This window comes from Streptomyces clavuligerus, assembly GCF_005519465.1.
Taxonomy (GTDB): Bacteria; Actinomycetota; Actinomycetes; order Streptomycetales; family Streptomycetaceae; genus Streptomyces; species Streptomyces clavuligerus.
In genome coordinates this window covers 581,021-595,628 of record NZ_CP027859.1, presented here as the reverse complement: position 1 = coordinate 595,628, position 14,608 = coordinate 581,021, and the positions used below count along the sequence as shown (strand labels likewise).

Sequence of the window (14,608 nt, the reverse complement as noted above, 5' to 3'; positions counted from 1 at the left end):
TCCCTTCGGCGGCCTTCCCTAGGGGAGTCAACTCGCGATGTAAGACCGGGGGTTGACCCAGGTGACAACTCTGGGTGGACGCGGGGTCCGGGAGGATGGCGGAACCATGGTCATGACCGACCAGGGGAGGAACACAGTGACACCAGCGGAGTCCGCTGCAACGGCGCCCGTGTCCACATCCGTGCCCGCTGCCCCGCCGGGAGCCCGGCGGGGCAGGAACGGCGCGGCCAGGCGCGGCGTCCTCGTCGCCGCAGGTACCGTACTCGCCCTCCTGGGCTCCCTGTCCGCCGCCGTCGCGGCACCGGCGACCGCCGCCGCGCCGCCGGGGCCCGCATACGGCGGAGCCTCGGTGGAGGGGCTCTGGCGGATGGACGGATACGGGACCGTCGTCTCCGTGCAGGGCCACGAGCTGCGGACCTGGGACACCACCGCGCTGAGCTGTCTGCCCGGCCCCGGCGCCCGAAGCGCGGGAGCGCCCGGTCCCGGCGGCGCCGTCCGGTTCGAGGGCGAGGGCTACGCGCTGACGATGGCGCCCCGGGGGAGCGACCGTGCCGGACTGCGGATACACGGCTCGCTGGGCACCCGTTCCCTGGACCGGATCGCGGAACTGCCCCAACGCTGCGGTCGTCCCGGGCCCACCGGCCCGGTGGCCACCTTCGACGTCTTCTGGCAGACCTTCGCGGAGAACTACGCCTTCTTCGACCGCCGGGGCGTCGACTGGGACGCGATGCGCGCCCGGTACCGCCCCGGGGTCCACGCGGGAACAACCCCGGAGGAGCTGTTCGGCATCCTCTCGGCGATGACCGAACCGCTCCAGGACGCCCATGTCGGCCTCAGCGCCACCGATCTGGGCCGCTCCTCCTTCGGACAGCGCACCGGAACGGTCCTCCCGGACGACGCCTACGACGCACGGACCCGGGCCTTCATCGAGCGCCGCAGCTTCGGCGGCACCCCGCTGGAGACCCATGCCGACGGCGCCATCGGGTACGCCGAACTCCCCGGCGGCATCGGCTATCTGCGGATCGGGCGGTTCGCGGGGTACACGCCGGGCTCCACCGGAACCGACGCCGACGCCGCCGAACTCGACCGGGTGCTCGACCGGATCGTCACCCGGGCCCGCACCCAGGGCACCACCGCCTGGCGCGGTCTGATCGTGGACGTCCGGGTCAACCAGGGCGGCAGCGACGAACTGGGCCTCCAGATCGCCGCCCGGCTCACCGACCACGGCTACCCGGCCTACCGCAAACAGGCCAGGAACGACCCCCGCGACCCCACCCGCTTCACCCCGCGTTACACCGCCCGGGTGGTCCCGGAGGCCGGAGTCCCGCGCTACACCGGCCCCCTCGCGGTCCTCACCTCGGGCTCCACCGTCAGCGCGGGCGAGACCTTCACCAAGGCCCTCGCGGAACGCCCGCTGCCGACCACGCTGATCGGAGAGAACACCCAAGGCGCCCTCTCCGATGTCCTGGGCCGTGTGCTGCCCAACGGCTGGCTCCTCGGGCTCTCCAATGAGCGGTACACCACCCCGCGCGGTGACTCCCACGAGGGCGCGGGCATACCCCCGCACATCTCCGTACCCGTCTTCACCGAGGAGGAGTTCGCCGCAGACCGCGATTCCGCGTTCGACCGGGCGGTCGCACTGCTCACCCGCCGCCGCTGATCAGGCGGCCCGGTCCCGGCGCCCCGCCTCGTGGGCGCCGGGACCCGGGGGCGCCACTGGCCTCCCAGGTGCTCCCGGCGGTCCGGAAGCGGCTCGGCCGACGGGCCCGGCCGAGCCCGTCGGCCGATGGAGTGCCGCCACAGCGCGGTCTGTGCCCGGCGGTACGGCTCCGGATAGCATGGCGCTCCCTGTCCTCCCGGTCGATTGCGGCCTCTTCCCACCCTGGACACCATGACGACACCGTCATCCAGCCCGAGCCCGAGCCCGAGCCCGAGCCCGAGCCCGAGCCCCAGCTCCGAGCCGCTGCCGGCCGTGCGCCAGGGCACCGCCGCCGACCTCGACGCTGCGGTGCTCCTGCTGGCCGAGTCCTTCGCCGAGGACCCGATCTGCCGCTGGCAGGTGCCCGACCAGGAACGCCGTGCGCTCGCCCTGCCCGGATTCTTCCGGCTCTTCGTCGAAGCGGCCGTGCGCGAGGGCGGGCTGCTGGTAACCGAGGATCTGTCCGCCGTGCGGATCTTCGCCCCGCCCGGTCCCGTCGCCGACGGATTCGACCCCTCGGTACTGCGCGCGCTCCTGGGCCCGGACACCGACCGGACCCAGGACATTCTGCGGACCCTCGCCGATCACCATCCGGACGACCGGCCTCACTACCACTTGGTGTTCAGCGCGGTCCGCCCGCATCTGCGATGCCGGGGCCTGGGAACGGCCACCCTGCGCCATGTACTGGACCTCGCCGACCGGGACGGGATCGGGGTGTACGTCGAGTCGAGCACCACCCGCAGCCGGAAACTGGTGCTGCGCCACGGCTTCGAGGCCCTGCCCCCGATCCGGCTGCCCGACGGCGGCCCCAGCCTCTACCCGTCCTGGCGCGAACCGTCCGGACCGCCCCAGGCACGCGCATAACAGGGCCGGGCACCACAGAAGGAGCAGCAAGAAGCAGAAGAAGCTGGAAGGAGACGCGCGGGGCCGGTGACGGTGACGAACGACCGGCAGCGCTCGACAGATTGATCTCCCACGGAACTCTGGGGAGCGCGTCCCTGTGGGGACCCTTGCCGGGAGTTCGGCTTCGACTGGTCGCTGACCCCGTGTGAGGCCATGGCCCAGGTCCCCAGGTTAACGATTTACCTGCGCGGTACGCGACTCTGCTGGAAGGGCGCCGGGGTGACGAGCGGCATCCGGAACTGACCTGGAATGCCACGGCCTATACCAGCCATGTCACCGACAACCTCCGCATCTGGGCCGAGCGACTGGCCGGAGCGAGGCTGTGGGGCGTACGCCAGGTTCCCGGCCATGACCCGGATCTTCTGGCGCGGTCCCGCCACGTTCGTGGCGTTCAACGAGCCGAGGACGTGGCGCGCGACAACACTCACGATGCCGCCCACCACGCCTGGGACATTGGACAGATCCTGGCACACACCGATGGGTCAACCGGAGCTAGAGCGGCTTCATCGCCTGCGGGGCAGGGGTGCGGGCGGTGAGGCGCAGGGAGACACGGCGGGGTCGGACGGCGGCGGGGGACAGGGCCGGGCGCAGATCGGTCGGTGTGGTCCTCTCCCAGGTCCATCGGGAGGCCATACCGGCGAGGGCGAGCGTCATCTCCGCGACGGCGAAGGCGTCGCCGATGCACTTGCGCGCCCCGCTCCCGAAGGGTGCGAAGGCGATCCGGGGCATGTCGAGCGCCCGGTCGGGCAGCCATCGGTCGGGATCGAAGCGTTCGGGCTCGTGGTAGTACTCGGGCCGGGTCTGGAGGAGGAGCGGGCTGAACGCCACCGTGGAGCCCGGCGGGAGGGTGAGACCCGCGAGCCGGGTCTCACGGCTGGTGGTCCGGGTGAGCAACAGGCCCGCCGGGTAGCGGCGCATGCTCTCGTCGATGACACGGGCGGTGTACGGCAGTTGCGGCAGATCCTGCCAACGGGGCAGCCGTCCGGCCAATACGCGGTCGGTCTCCTCGTGCAGCCGGCGCAGGGACTCGGGATGGGCGGCCAGATCGACAGCGGCCCAGCTCAGCACGGCCGCTGGGGTCTCCCCACCGGCCACGAACAGGGTCACCACCTCGTCCCGCAGCTCCTGGTCGCTCAGCGCACTGCCGTCCTCGTCCCGCGCGGCGAGCAGCATCGACATGAGATCGCCCTGGTCGGTGCCGTTCTCCCGGTACTCGGCGATCACCTGGTTGACGGTGTCGGTGAGGGTGCGGGCGGCCTCGCGGTAGCGGCGGTTGCCCGGCAGGGGCAGACGCTGGAGCGAGTCGGGGACGAGCATCCGGGGTAACGCGCCGGAGAACACGTCCACGAAGGACCGCTGAATGGTGTCGATGCGGTCCTCACCGAGGTCGGCGGCGAACAGCGAGCGCGACACCGTCCGGAGGGTGAAGGCGGAGAGGGCGGGGAAGAGGTCGAGGACCTGGCCGTCCTTCCACTCCTCCAGCATCCGTTCGAGCTGGCGGGTCATCACCGCGCCGTACTGTTCGAGGCGCTGGTGGTGGAAGGCGGGCTGGGCGAGCCGGCGCCGCCGTCGGTGGACGGCGTAGGGGCAGGTGGCGAGACCGTCGCCCATGAAGTCCCGCAGCCGCTCGAACAGCGGCCCGCCCTTGTCGAACGTCCGGTCGTCCGTGAGGACCTGTTGCAGCAGATCGGGATGGCACACCATGTGCATCCGCTGCGGCCCCAGCCGGATCTCCACCAGATCGCCGTGGGACGGCAGGGAGGAGACGAAGGTCAGGGGATCGCGCAGCACATGGAGGGCGTGCCCCAGCACAGGAAGGGCGCCGGGCGCGGCGGCCCGGGTGAACGCGGACTCTGCCATGGTCACTCCCCGCTTGTCTGGTCCTGTCCGGCCGGACCTTCCGGGGAGCGATGCCGTCCCGGCGCTCCGGCGGCCCCGGACGGTCCAGCCGCCGAAGCCTTCCGGAGCTTTCCCCGTCCGACAGTGGTTGAAGCGGCCCGGGACCGGACATGGCTCCCGCCCGACGTCCCATGGCCGGTGCCGGTCCCCTCACCACCCCGAAGCCATGTCGCCACCCCGAAGCCGCGCCGCCATCTCGAAGCCGCCCCGCCGCCCCGCCGCCTCGTCACCCCGCGCCGCGGCCGTCGGCCGGGCGCGGACCGCCCCGCGCGCTATCCGCCCAGGAGGAAGTCCCACTTCGACGCCGACACCAGCTCTTCGAGGGCGGAGGCGTCGTAGAGCACACCTGAGGACTCGTCAGGAACACTGCGACCGTTGACGGCGACCGTGGGGGTGCCCGGTCCGTCGGGGCTGTCGAACCGCTCGTACGCCTGCTGCGAGGCGGTGACGAAGTCCCGGTGCCTCATGGTCCGGACGGCCCGGTCGAACCTCTCGCCGCGCAGTCCCGGTACCTTGTCGGCCAGTGAGAGCAGTTGCCCGGTGGTCAGATCCCTCCGTGGGCCGATGCCGTTCCGCCGGTCGAAGAGCACCTGGTGGTACTCGGCGAACCTGCCTTCGTCGAGTGCCGCGCGCAGCGCGTTGACCGCCCGCTTCGAGCCATCGCCCCCGATCCGCTCGTCCCTGAAGGAGGCGAAGGTGTACTCGGTGGTGACGGTGCGGTCCAGTGTCAGCTTCCGCAGGGCAGCAGCGCCTTCGGCCTGCTCGAACTCCTCGACCACCGGGCAACGGGGGTCTTCGAGGACATGGACCTTCTCCTCCACGGCAGGGTCCCCCACCACGATGGTGGTGCCGTCGGCGGACAGTTTCTCCGGCAGTTCACCGATGGTGGCATAGGGCTTGATCTCGGTCCGCCCGTCCGAGGACGAGGACCCGCTGCATCCGATCAGCGCTGCCGCAGCCACCACGATCGCCGTCGCCGTCAACAGAGAGCCTGTCGGCCCCGTCCGTCTTCCGCTGACTGTCGTTCTGTAGGTCATGTGCCTGATTCCCCCTGGCCGTCGGCCTGTAGTGGTTCCCTCCACGGCATATCCAAGCAGTAGGCGTCCGAGGAGGGACGATCACCGGGTGAATCGCGGTCGCTCCCGACGGGAAGACGTCGGAACCGCCTTCCGCGCCTCCGGAACGAGAACGGAGAACGCGTTCCGTGCGCGGCCCTGGGCTGTGCTCGGACAGGGGAGCGGCACCGAAGCGTACGCGGCCGAGGATTCCCCCGATGGGATGACTTTCACACCAGAACGCTTCTGTCCGGGCGGGTCCGCCCTTCACCATGCTTGGTGGCCGGGTGCGGTGTCCGGGGCCCGAGTCGCCCGGTGCGCCGCGGGCCCGCACGAGGTTCGGCCGGCAGAACGTTTCGTTCAGTACGGCGTTCCGTTCAGTACGGCGTTCCGTTCAGTACGGCGTTCGTTCGGTGGGTGAAGACGGCGGGGGAGTGCCCGCCGTCCTCGTCCTCTTGGTCTTCTCTGCGCGTGCGCGAGGCCCTGTCGCTCGTTGACCGTCGCTCCTCCAGGCGCCGTGTGTGGTGCGTGTGCCATCTGTGCCACGTGTGGCGACTGTGTGCCGGATTCCGGTTGACCGGGCCGTCTTGTCGCTTCTTTTCCGCTCCGTGATTCCGGAGGTATGTGGTGCCGCAGGATGTCGAGTTCGCACTGCCGTGGCCGCTCCGTGTCAGTCCCCATCTGGACGCGGCACGCGAGCACAACCTGGAGTGGATGTCCGCCCGGGGTCTCCTCGCCCCCGAGGAGCGGGAACGCTATCTGCGCTGGCAACTGGCCGAGGTGTCGGCCTACTTCTACCCGGAGGCGTCCGAGGAGGGCCTCTTCCTCGCGACCGATCTGATGGGCTGGTACTTCAGCCCGTTCGACGACCAGTTCGACGGTCTCCTCGGCGGAATCCCGCGTGCCGCGGCCGAGGTCCTCGGCCAGTTCGCCGCTCTGCTCCACCGCGCCGACACCGGAGCCAGCACCGGACCGGGCACCGGAGCCGACACCGGAGCCAGCACCGGACCGGACATCGGGGCGAACACTGGGGCGGACACCGGACCGGACATCGGGGCGAACACTGGGGCGGACACCGGACCGGACATCGGGGCGAACACTGGGGCGGACACCGGAACGGGTACCTCCGCCGGGCCGGGACGGCAGGGCGAGCCCGCCGTCGAGGCGTTCACCGACCTCTGGAGGCGGTGGACGGCGGGCATGTCCCCCCACTGGACCGCGCGCACCACGGGGAACTGGTGCCAGTACCTCGCCGTGTACCTGACCGAGGCCCAGATACGCGCCGGACAGCACAGCACAGGAGGTGTGGACGAGCATCTGTGGCGCCGCCGCCGGTCGATCAGCGCCTATGTCCTCAACGACCTGTACGAACGGGTCAGCGGCTTCGAGGTCCCCCCGCTGGCCTGGCACAGCCAGGCCCTGACGGCCCTGCGGGACACCGCCGCCGACATCGTCTCCATCAGCAACGACGTCGCCTCGGTCGAGAAGGAGGAGGCCGACGGCACGGGCGGCAACAACCTGCTGCTGATCCTGGAACGCGACCACGGCATGAACCGTGATCAGTCCCTCGCCGAAGCCGTCGCCCGCACCCGCGAGCTGGCCACGAGGTTCCGCGGACTCGAACCGCACGCCCACGCGCTCGCCCGCTGCCTGCCTCCCGACCAGGAGACAGCCGTGCTCCGCTACATCGTCCTGCTCCAGGACTTCATGGCAGGAAACGACCGCTGGGAACGCACCAGCCACCGTTACACCGTGTCCGGGCATCAGCCGCTGCCCCTCTGACCCGGTGCCGCCTGTTCCCCGACCCGTGAAGGAGAACGCGATGACGCAACCCCTGTCCGGCCGGACCGACGGCTCCCCGCCCCCACCGGAGCGGGGCCGCCGGGCCCGTGTCCCGGCCCCGGGCAGTCCGGTGCCGACCGCCCCCGGGCGGCTGCCCGGCCTCGGCCATCTCCTGCCGCTGATGCGGAACCCGGTCCGGTTCCTCACCTCGCTCCAGCCGCTCGGCGGGCTCGTCCGGGTCGACATCCCCACCCCCGTCCATGTGGTGAACTCGCCCGATCTCCTCCACCGCATCCTGGTCACCGACGCCCGCTCCTACGAGAAGGGTGCCGCGTTCGACAAGGCCCGCACCATCCTCGGCAATGGTGTCCTCTTCTCCGAACAACCGCTCCACCTCGGTCAACGCCGTCTGATCCAGCCCGCGTTCCACCGCAGTCGCCAACCGCACTGGCGCACCGTCGCCGCCGATTGCGCGGCCGAGCACCTCGACCGGTGGCAGGACGGCGACACCCTCGACGTCCTCGACGAGATGCATCGCATCGCCCTGGAAATGATCATCAGGCTCTTCTTCGCGGCCCGCCCCACCCCCAGGACCAGCGAACGCATCCACCAGTGCGTGAACGTCCTCCTCGGCGGGATCATGATCCGCTTTCTCTCCCCCGGAACCCTTCTCGAACGGTTGCCGACCCCCGGCAACCGGCGCTTCGAACGGGCCATCCGCGACCTCAACACGATCGTCGCCGACCTGGCCCGCACCGCCCGCACCACCACGGCGAACCCCATGGGCGACGGGGACCATCAGGATCTCTTCACCACCCTGTGCCCGCACGCCGCCGACCTCGACTGCTCCCTCCAGCAGTCGTGCGACGAAGCCATCTCCGTCCTCGTCGCCGGTACCGAGACCATCGCCACCACCCTCTCCTGGCTCTTCCACGAACTGGCCCGCCACCCCGACCACGAGAACGAGCTGCGCGCCGATCTCGCCGCCGCCGACGGGGACACCACCCGGACCGGCCTTCTGGACCGGCTGCTGAACGAGACCCTCCGCCTCCACACCCCGAACTGGGTCCTCATGCGCCGGGCCCGCACCGAGGTCGAACTCGACGGCAGGACCCTGCCCGCAGGCACCGAGTTCCTGTTCAGCCTCTCCGCCCTCCACCGCGACCCCCAGGTCTTCCCCCACCCGGACCGCTTCGACCCCGACCGCTGGCTCCCCGGCAACAGCCCCGTCCAGCACCGCACCCACTTCATCCCCTTCGGCGACGGCAACCGCAAATGCCTCGGCGACACCTTCGCCCGGACCGAGATGCGCGCGGTCGCCGCAGCGGCCGTCACCCGCTGGACCCTGCGCCACACCCCCGGCACCAAGGTCGGCGAGACCCGCCTCTTCGCCACCCTCCAGCCCACCGGCCTGCGCATGACCGCCCGTACCGCCCCGAAACCCCGATAGCCGAACGGGGACGGGGGACGGGGGACGGCGCACAGGCCGGAGCGCGCCGCCCGGAAGGGGCGGGCGGCCCCATGAAGACGTGTGTCCTCTCCGTGCGCCGCAACCACCCCCGTTCATCCGGGGATTGACGGGACGGGCAGTAACCCTCTACCTACTTGGAGGCGTCGAGATCTCCTTCCGCCGGGATGGATCTGGGATTCCCGATCCGGATTCCGTATGCGGAATGCGAAAAACGGAGTAGAACATGAGCACGGTGCTGAACAATAAGATTGACTGGTCGTACCTCCACATCGACATCGACCGGAACGGCCTGATCGAACGCCAGGATCTGCTCGGACTCGCCTCCCAACTGCTGCTGACCTTCTCGGAACCGTCGTCAACACCGAGAGGACAGGCGCTGATGGACGCCTTCGACCGGTTCTGGGACACCCTCGCCGCGCACTGCGACACCAACCGCGACGGCCAGATCGACCCGCCGGAGTACCGGAACGGAATGCTGGCCGCATTCGTTCACGGAGACCAGTTCGAAGAAATCTTCCACCCTGCGGCCGCGGCCCTGGCGATCATCGCCGACATGGACGGAGACGGCTCGATCGACCGCTCGGAATTCCAGGCGATGGAGACCGTCCTCGGCGTCCCGGAAATCCAGAGCGGCATCGCCTTCGACCGTCTCGACACCAACGTCGACGGTGTGCTGGACGTCGAGGAGTACCTCGCCGCGGTCCGCGACTACTACACCAGCCCCGACCCCGACGCACCGGGCAACTGGCTGTACGGGGCGACGTTCCGCTTCCCCTTTCCCCCCTCGGCACGGTAAGCGCCCATGGCCTCGGCCGCCGCAGCCCCCTGGCCACCCGAAACGCTCCCGGACGCCACCCGCTGGCTGCACCGTCCCCACCGCCGCCACCGCCACGCCCCCCACCTCGAACAGCGGGCCCGTCACTGGGCCGCCGCCAGCGGCCTCGCCACCGGACCGGCCGCGCTGCGGCTCGGCGCCCATGGCCTCGACCGCCTCGCCGCCGTCGCGATGTCCGAGGAACGCGACGACCAAGTCCTGCTCTACGCACGCTGGCTGATCTGGGTGTTCTGCCTGGACGACCACATCGAGTCCCGCACCGCGCCCCAGGCCGTCGACACCCTGTTCACCGGACTGCTGCACCGCACCGGCGCCCCCGGTGCCCCCGCCGGCCCGCCCGGCGGACCCGAGCATCCGATCGTCACCGCGCTGGCCGGACTCTGGCGGCAGACCAGCCACGGCATGACCAGCGACTGGATCGGCCGCTTCCACCGTCATCTGCGCGAGCAGTACACCGGCTGCCTGAACGAACACCATCTGCGGCGCACCAACACCGTTCCCACCGTCGCGGAATACCCCCTGCTGCGCCGCCGGTCCAGCGGCCTGTGGCTCTACGACCTGCCCGAGGCGATCCTCTGCGTCGAACTGCCGCCCGCCTTCGCCGCCACCGCCCTCTGGCAGGAGCTGATCCGCCACATCAGCGACGCCGCGAACTGGTGCAACGACATCCTCTCCTGCCCCAAGGAGGCGACCGACGGCCTCACCGTCAACTACCTCCTCGTCGCCCGCCACCACCTCGGCCTGACCGCCCCCGCCGCCGTGCACTGGCTGACCGCCCGAATCACCGACCGCCTCGACCGGGCCGCCGCCCTCGGCCGCCGCATCCCCGCCACCGCCGCGCGGCTGGGCCTCCCCCCGGCCACCGTCCGCGCCGTCAGCCGGGTCGCGTGCGCCGCCCTCAACTTCCCCGCGGCCTACCTCACCTGGGCCCTCTGCTCCGCCCGCTACACCCGCGACCTGTCGGTGAACACCCCGGCGGCTTCCTCCGCCGACCCCTGGACCACCGCCCCCGGCACCATGGGCCCACCGTCCGGGTGACCACTCCTTTCCCCTGAGGGCTCGCCGCACACGAACCACGCGTCCCACCGGAACCGGGACTGGGACTGGGACTGGGACTGGCGGCGGAGCCCGTGTCGCGTACGCTCATCTCCTGGTCGCGCAGGTGGAGGGCCATGGACGGCGGAGGGCGGCATGCCGGGAGTGGTGGCGCCCGCGCCGCCGATGGGACTCCAGCAGGCCGACGACTCCGCTTCCTGCCCGGTGAGGAGCCACGCCATGACCGCCCCGCACGCCTTCCCCCTGGAGCCCACCCCGATCCATGTGCCCGACGAGGTCCTCGACGACCTGCGGGCCCGTCTCGCACGGACCCGTCCGCCGCTGGACGAGGGGAACGAGGACTGGTCCTACGGTGTCCCCGACAGCTACCTCCGTGAACTGGTCGCCCACTGGCGGGACGGCTACGACTGGCGTCGCGCCGAGGCCGCCATCAACGCCTACGAGCACTACCGGGTGAACGTGGCCGGTATCCCCGTGCACTTCCTGCGCAAGCCAGGGCGCGGCCCCCGCCCGATCCCGCTGATCCTCACCCACGGCTGGCCGTGGACGTTCTGGCACTGGTCGAAGGTGATCGACCCGCTCGCCGACCCGGCCGCGTTCGGCGGTGACCCCGCCGACGCGTTCGACGTCATCGTGCCCTCCCTGCCCGGCTTCGGCTTCCCCGGTCCGCTCACCGGCTTTCCGGACGTCAACTTCTGGAAGGTCTCCGACCTCTGGCACACCCTGATGACCGAGACCCTCGGATACGAGAAGTACGCCGCCGGAGGCTGCGACATCGGCGGGATCGTCTCCAGCCAGCTCGGCCACAAGTACGCCGACGAGCTGTACGGCATCCACATCGGCTCCGGGCTGCCGCTGGACTTCTTCACCGGCCCCCGCGCCTGGGACTTCGCCCGGAACCGCCCCCTCACCGACGACCAGCCCGCCGACATCCGCGCCCGCGTCATCGAGCTGGACCACCGCTGGGCGTCCCACCTCGCCGTGCACACACTCGACGGCGCCACCCTGGCCCATGGGCTGAGCGACTCACCCGCCGGACTGCTCGCCTGGCTGCTGGAGCGCTGGCACGCCTGGAGCGACCACGGCGGCGCCGTCGAGTCCGTCTTCACCAGGGACGACCTGCTCACCCACGCCACGATCTACTGGGTGAACAACTCCGCCGCCACATCGATGCGTTACTACGCCAACGCCAACCGCTACCCCTGGGCCCCCGCCCACGACCGCACCCCGGTCGTGCAGGCCCCGGTCGGCCTCACCTTCGTCACCTACGAGAACCCGCCCGGCATCCACACCGCCGACGAGCGCGTCCGGGCGTTCACGAACGGCCCGCTCGCCGGTTGGTTCAACCACGTCAACGTCAACGCCCATGAGCACGGCGGGCACTTCATTCCCTGGGAGAACCCCGACGCGTGGGTGACCGACCTGCGCCGCACCTTTCGGGGGCGCAGGCCCTGAACGATCCCGTGGAGCCCGTCCGGCGGGGGAGGTCCCGTCCCTGAAGCAGGTGAACGAAAATGGCATGATCACGTGATAGCGTCCCAGGTCGCGAAGTGTCTGCCCCGCACGCGCGGGGGTCGTCCGGGTACGGAGTACGAGATCGACATGGGCGACGGGTCTGCCCCGCATGCGTGGGGGTCGTCCCCGAGCCACCCGCCGAGCAGCCCGAGCCAGGAAGTCTGCCCCGCATGCGCGGGGGTCGTCCCACGGCCTTGTCCACCTTGAGCGCACCGGAGTCGTCTGCCCCGTACGCGCGGGGGTCGTCCGGATGAGGACACGTGCCCCCCTCTCTGATCGTCTGCCCCGCACACGCGGGGGCCCCACCCACACCCCACCGCCCCCAACACCCCCTCACCCACACCGAAACCACGGTATGCGAGCCGGCCACCCCCACCCGTGCGCGAGGATGACGCCATGACAGAGGAGACGATCACCCCGCGCACCATCGCCGACCGTTACCTGGACCACGTGGCCGCTCACAACCCGCTGGAGGCCGCCTGGCTGGGGCTGCACCCGGGTGACGACCGGCAGCCGGATCTCTCCCCGGAGGGTTTCGAGGCGCTCGCGGACATCGCCCGTCGCACCCTCACCGCGCTCGACACGCTCGAAGCGCGCGCCGCCGCGCCGCCCGCCGACGAGGACCCCGCCGACCGGAACTGCGCGCGGCTGCTGAGGGAGCGCCTCACCGCCGAACTCGCCCTCCACGACACCGGTGAGAACTTCCGCCAGCTCCGTACCATCGGCGCACACGTCCACCAGGTGCGGGACATCTTCACCTTCATGCCGACCGCCACCGACGACGACTGGGCGGCGGTGGCCGGACGGCTGCGCAACCTCCCCGCCGCGCTCGACGGGTACCGCGCCACCCTCGCCGAGGGGATCTCCCGGGGCCTGACCGCCGCGCCCCGGCAGACGGCCGCAGTCGTCGACCAGCTCACCGCCTGGACCGGTGAGAACGCCGAAGGCGACGGCTCGGGATGGTTCGCGGGGTTTGTCGCACCCGGGCCCGAGGGGCTGCGCGGCGAACTGGACGCCGCCGCCCTCAAGGCCACCGCCGCCGTCGCCGGGTTCCGCGACTGGCTGCGCGACACCTACACCCCGGCCGCCGCCGACACCCCCGACGCCGTCGGCCGGGAACGCTACGGAATCGCCGTACGCCACCACACCGGCGCCGATCCCGACCTGGACGAGGCGTACACCTGGGCCTGGAGCGAGTTCCACCGCACGGTGGCCGAGATGCGCACCGAAGCCGACCGGGTGCTGCCCGGAGCGGGAGTCCAGGAGGCTATGGGCCATCTGGAGCGGCACGGTCACACCGTCATCGGCGAGGAAGCGATCCGGGACTGGCTCCAGCAGCTCATGGACGAGGCGATCACCGCCCTCGACGGCACCCACTTCGACCTCTCCGGCCCGCTGCGCCGGGTGGAGTCCCGTATCGCGCCCACCGGCAGCTCGGCGGCACCGTACTACCAGGGCCCCAGCCTCGACTTCAGCCGCCCCGGACGGACCTTCCTGCCCACCCTCGGCCGGGACACCTTCCCGACCTGGCAACTCGTCAGCACCTGGTACCACGAGGGAGTCCCCGGCCACCATCTGCAACTCGCCCGGTGGGTCTCCCTCGCCGACCGTCTCAGCCGCTACCAGACCACTCTGGGCATGGTCAGCGCCAACATCGAGGGCTGGGCCCTGTACGCCGAACGCCTCATGGACGATCTGGGCTTCCTCACCGACCCCGCCCGCCGCCTCGGCTTCCTCGACGAGCAGATGCTGCGCACCATCAGGGTGATCATCGACATCGGTATGCACCTGGGCTCGGCCATCCCCGCCGACGCGGGCTTCCACCCCGGTGAGCGCTGGACCCCGGCCCTCGCCACGGAGTTCCTGGCCACCTACACCGGCAGCTCCGCCGACATGCGGGACAGCGAGATCGTCCGCTACCTCGGCTGGCCCGGCCAGGCCATCGGCTACAAACTCGGCGAACGCGTCTGGCTCCAGGGCCGCGAGGCCGCGCGCCGCCGCCGGGGCACCTCGTTCGACCTCAAGACCTGGCACATGAAGGCGCTCTCGCAGGGCTCACTCGGCCTCGACGACCTGGCCGGTCGACTCGCCGTGCTCTAGCGGGACACCCCGCCGCGGCCCTGCCCCTCGCCGCCGGGTGCCGCCGGGTGCCGTCAGGTGCCGTCAGGTGTCGAAACGTTCAGGCACCCGCTCGATGGGGCCGAGCTGCCGGCGGGTTCCGTCGCAGTTGCCCTCGACCTCCGATCACCCCTGCTGACGGTTCGGCCGTTGATGGATTCTTGATGTGTCGGATGCCGTGGGACCTTTGATGATGAATAACTCCTTTTCGTTCGGAGGGCCTCGGACGGCAGCCGGAACGCGCATGACTTCAGCCGAATGACGCGAGGTGAAAT

10 protein-coding genes are annotated in these 14,608 nt (G+C 71.0%); 8 read left to right on the top strand and 2 right to left on the bottom strand.

Going from position 1 to position 14,608, the window contains the following annotated elements; genetic code table 11:
• Positions 1–106 precede the first annotated feature (106 nt).
• Positions 107–1,660, top strand: coding sequence for a S41 family peptidase (locus tag CRV15_RS30900; protein WP_003963178.1), 1,554 nt, complete (start codon positions 107–109; stop codon positions 1,658–1,660).
• 312 nt (positions 1,661–1,972) lie between these two features.
• The gene (locus CRV15_RS30895; protein WP_003955134.1) at positions 1,973–2,563 is read left to right on the top strand and encodes a GNAT family N-acetyltransferase; all 591 of its coding nucleotides are present in this window, start codon (positions 1,973–1,975) and stop codon (positions 2,561–2,563) included.
• A gap of 531 nt (positions 2,564–3,094) precedes the next feature.
• Here the strand turns inward: CRV15_RS30895 and CRV15_RS30885 are convergent.
• Positions 3,095–4,462: a cytochrome P450 gene (locus CRV15_RS30885; RefSeq protein ID WP_009999189.1), complete on the bottom strand. Its 1,368-nt coding sequence runs from the start codon at positions 4,460–4,462 to the stop codon at positions 3,095–3,097.
• Positions 4,463–4,773: 311 nt separating this feature from the next.
• Positions 4,774–5,538: a DsbA family protein gene (locus CRV15_RS30880; protein WP_003955131.1), complete on the bottom strand. Its 765-nt coding sequence runs from the start codon at positions 5,536–5,538 to the stop codon at positions 4,774–4,776.
• Positions 5,539–6,183: 645 nt separating this feature from the next.
• On the opposite strand from CRV15_RS30880, the gene CRV15_RS30875 reads away from it, so the two are divergent.
• From CRV15_RS30875 to CRV15_RS30845, 6 genes are all read left to right on the top strand, one after another.
• Positions 6,184–7,338, top strand: coding sequence for a terpene synthase family protein (locus CRV15_RS30875; protein WP_003955130.1), 1,155 nt, complete (start codon positions 6,184–6,186; stop codon positions 7,336–7,338).
• Positions 7,339–7,378: 40 nt separating this feature from the next.
• Positions 7,379–8,788: a cytochrome P450 gene (locus CRV15_RS30870; RefSeq protein ID WP_003963173.1), complete on the top strand. Its 1,410-nt coding sequence runs from the start codon at positions 7,379–7,381 to the stop codon at positions 8,786–8,788.
• Between the two features lie 244 nt (positions 8,789–9,032).
• Positions 9,033–9,605 carry an EF-hand domain-containing protein gene (locus tag CRV15_RS30865; protein ID WP_003955128.1) on the top strand — a complete coding sequence of 191 codons (573 nt, stop codon included), beginning with the start codon at positions 9,033–9,035 and terminating at the stop codon, positions 9,603–9,605.
• A gap of 6 nt (positions 9,606–9,611) precedes the next feature.
• The gene (locus CRV15_RS37550) at positions 9,612–10,682 is read left to right on the top strand and encodes a terpene synthase family protein (protein WP_009999186.1); all 1,071 of its coding nucleotides are present in this window, start codon (positions 9,612–9,614) and stop codon (positions 10,680–10,682) included.
• Positions 10,683–10,919: 237 nt separating this feature from the next.
• Positions 10,920–12,155, top strand: a complete 1,236-nt coding sequence (locus CRV15_RS30855; RefSeq protein WP_003955125.1) for an epoxide hydrolase family protein — start codon at positions 10,920–10,922, stop codon at positions 12,153–12,155.
• 456 nt (positions 12,156–12,611) lie between these two features.
• The gene (locus CRV15_RS30845; RefSeq protein WP_003955124.1) at positions 12,612–14,315 is read left to right on the top strand and encodes a DUF885 domain-containing protein; all 1,704 of its coding nucleotides are present in this window, start codon (positions 12,612–12,614) and stop codon (positions 14,313–14,315) included.
• Positions 14,316–14,608: the final 293 nt, after the last annotated feature.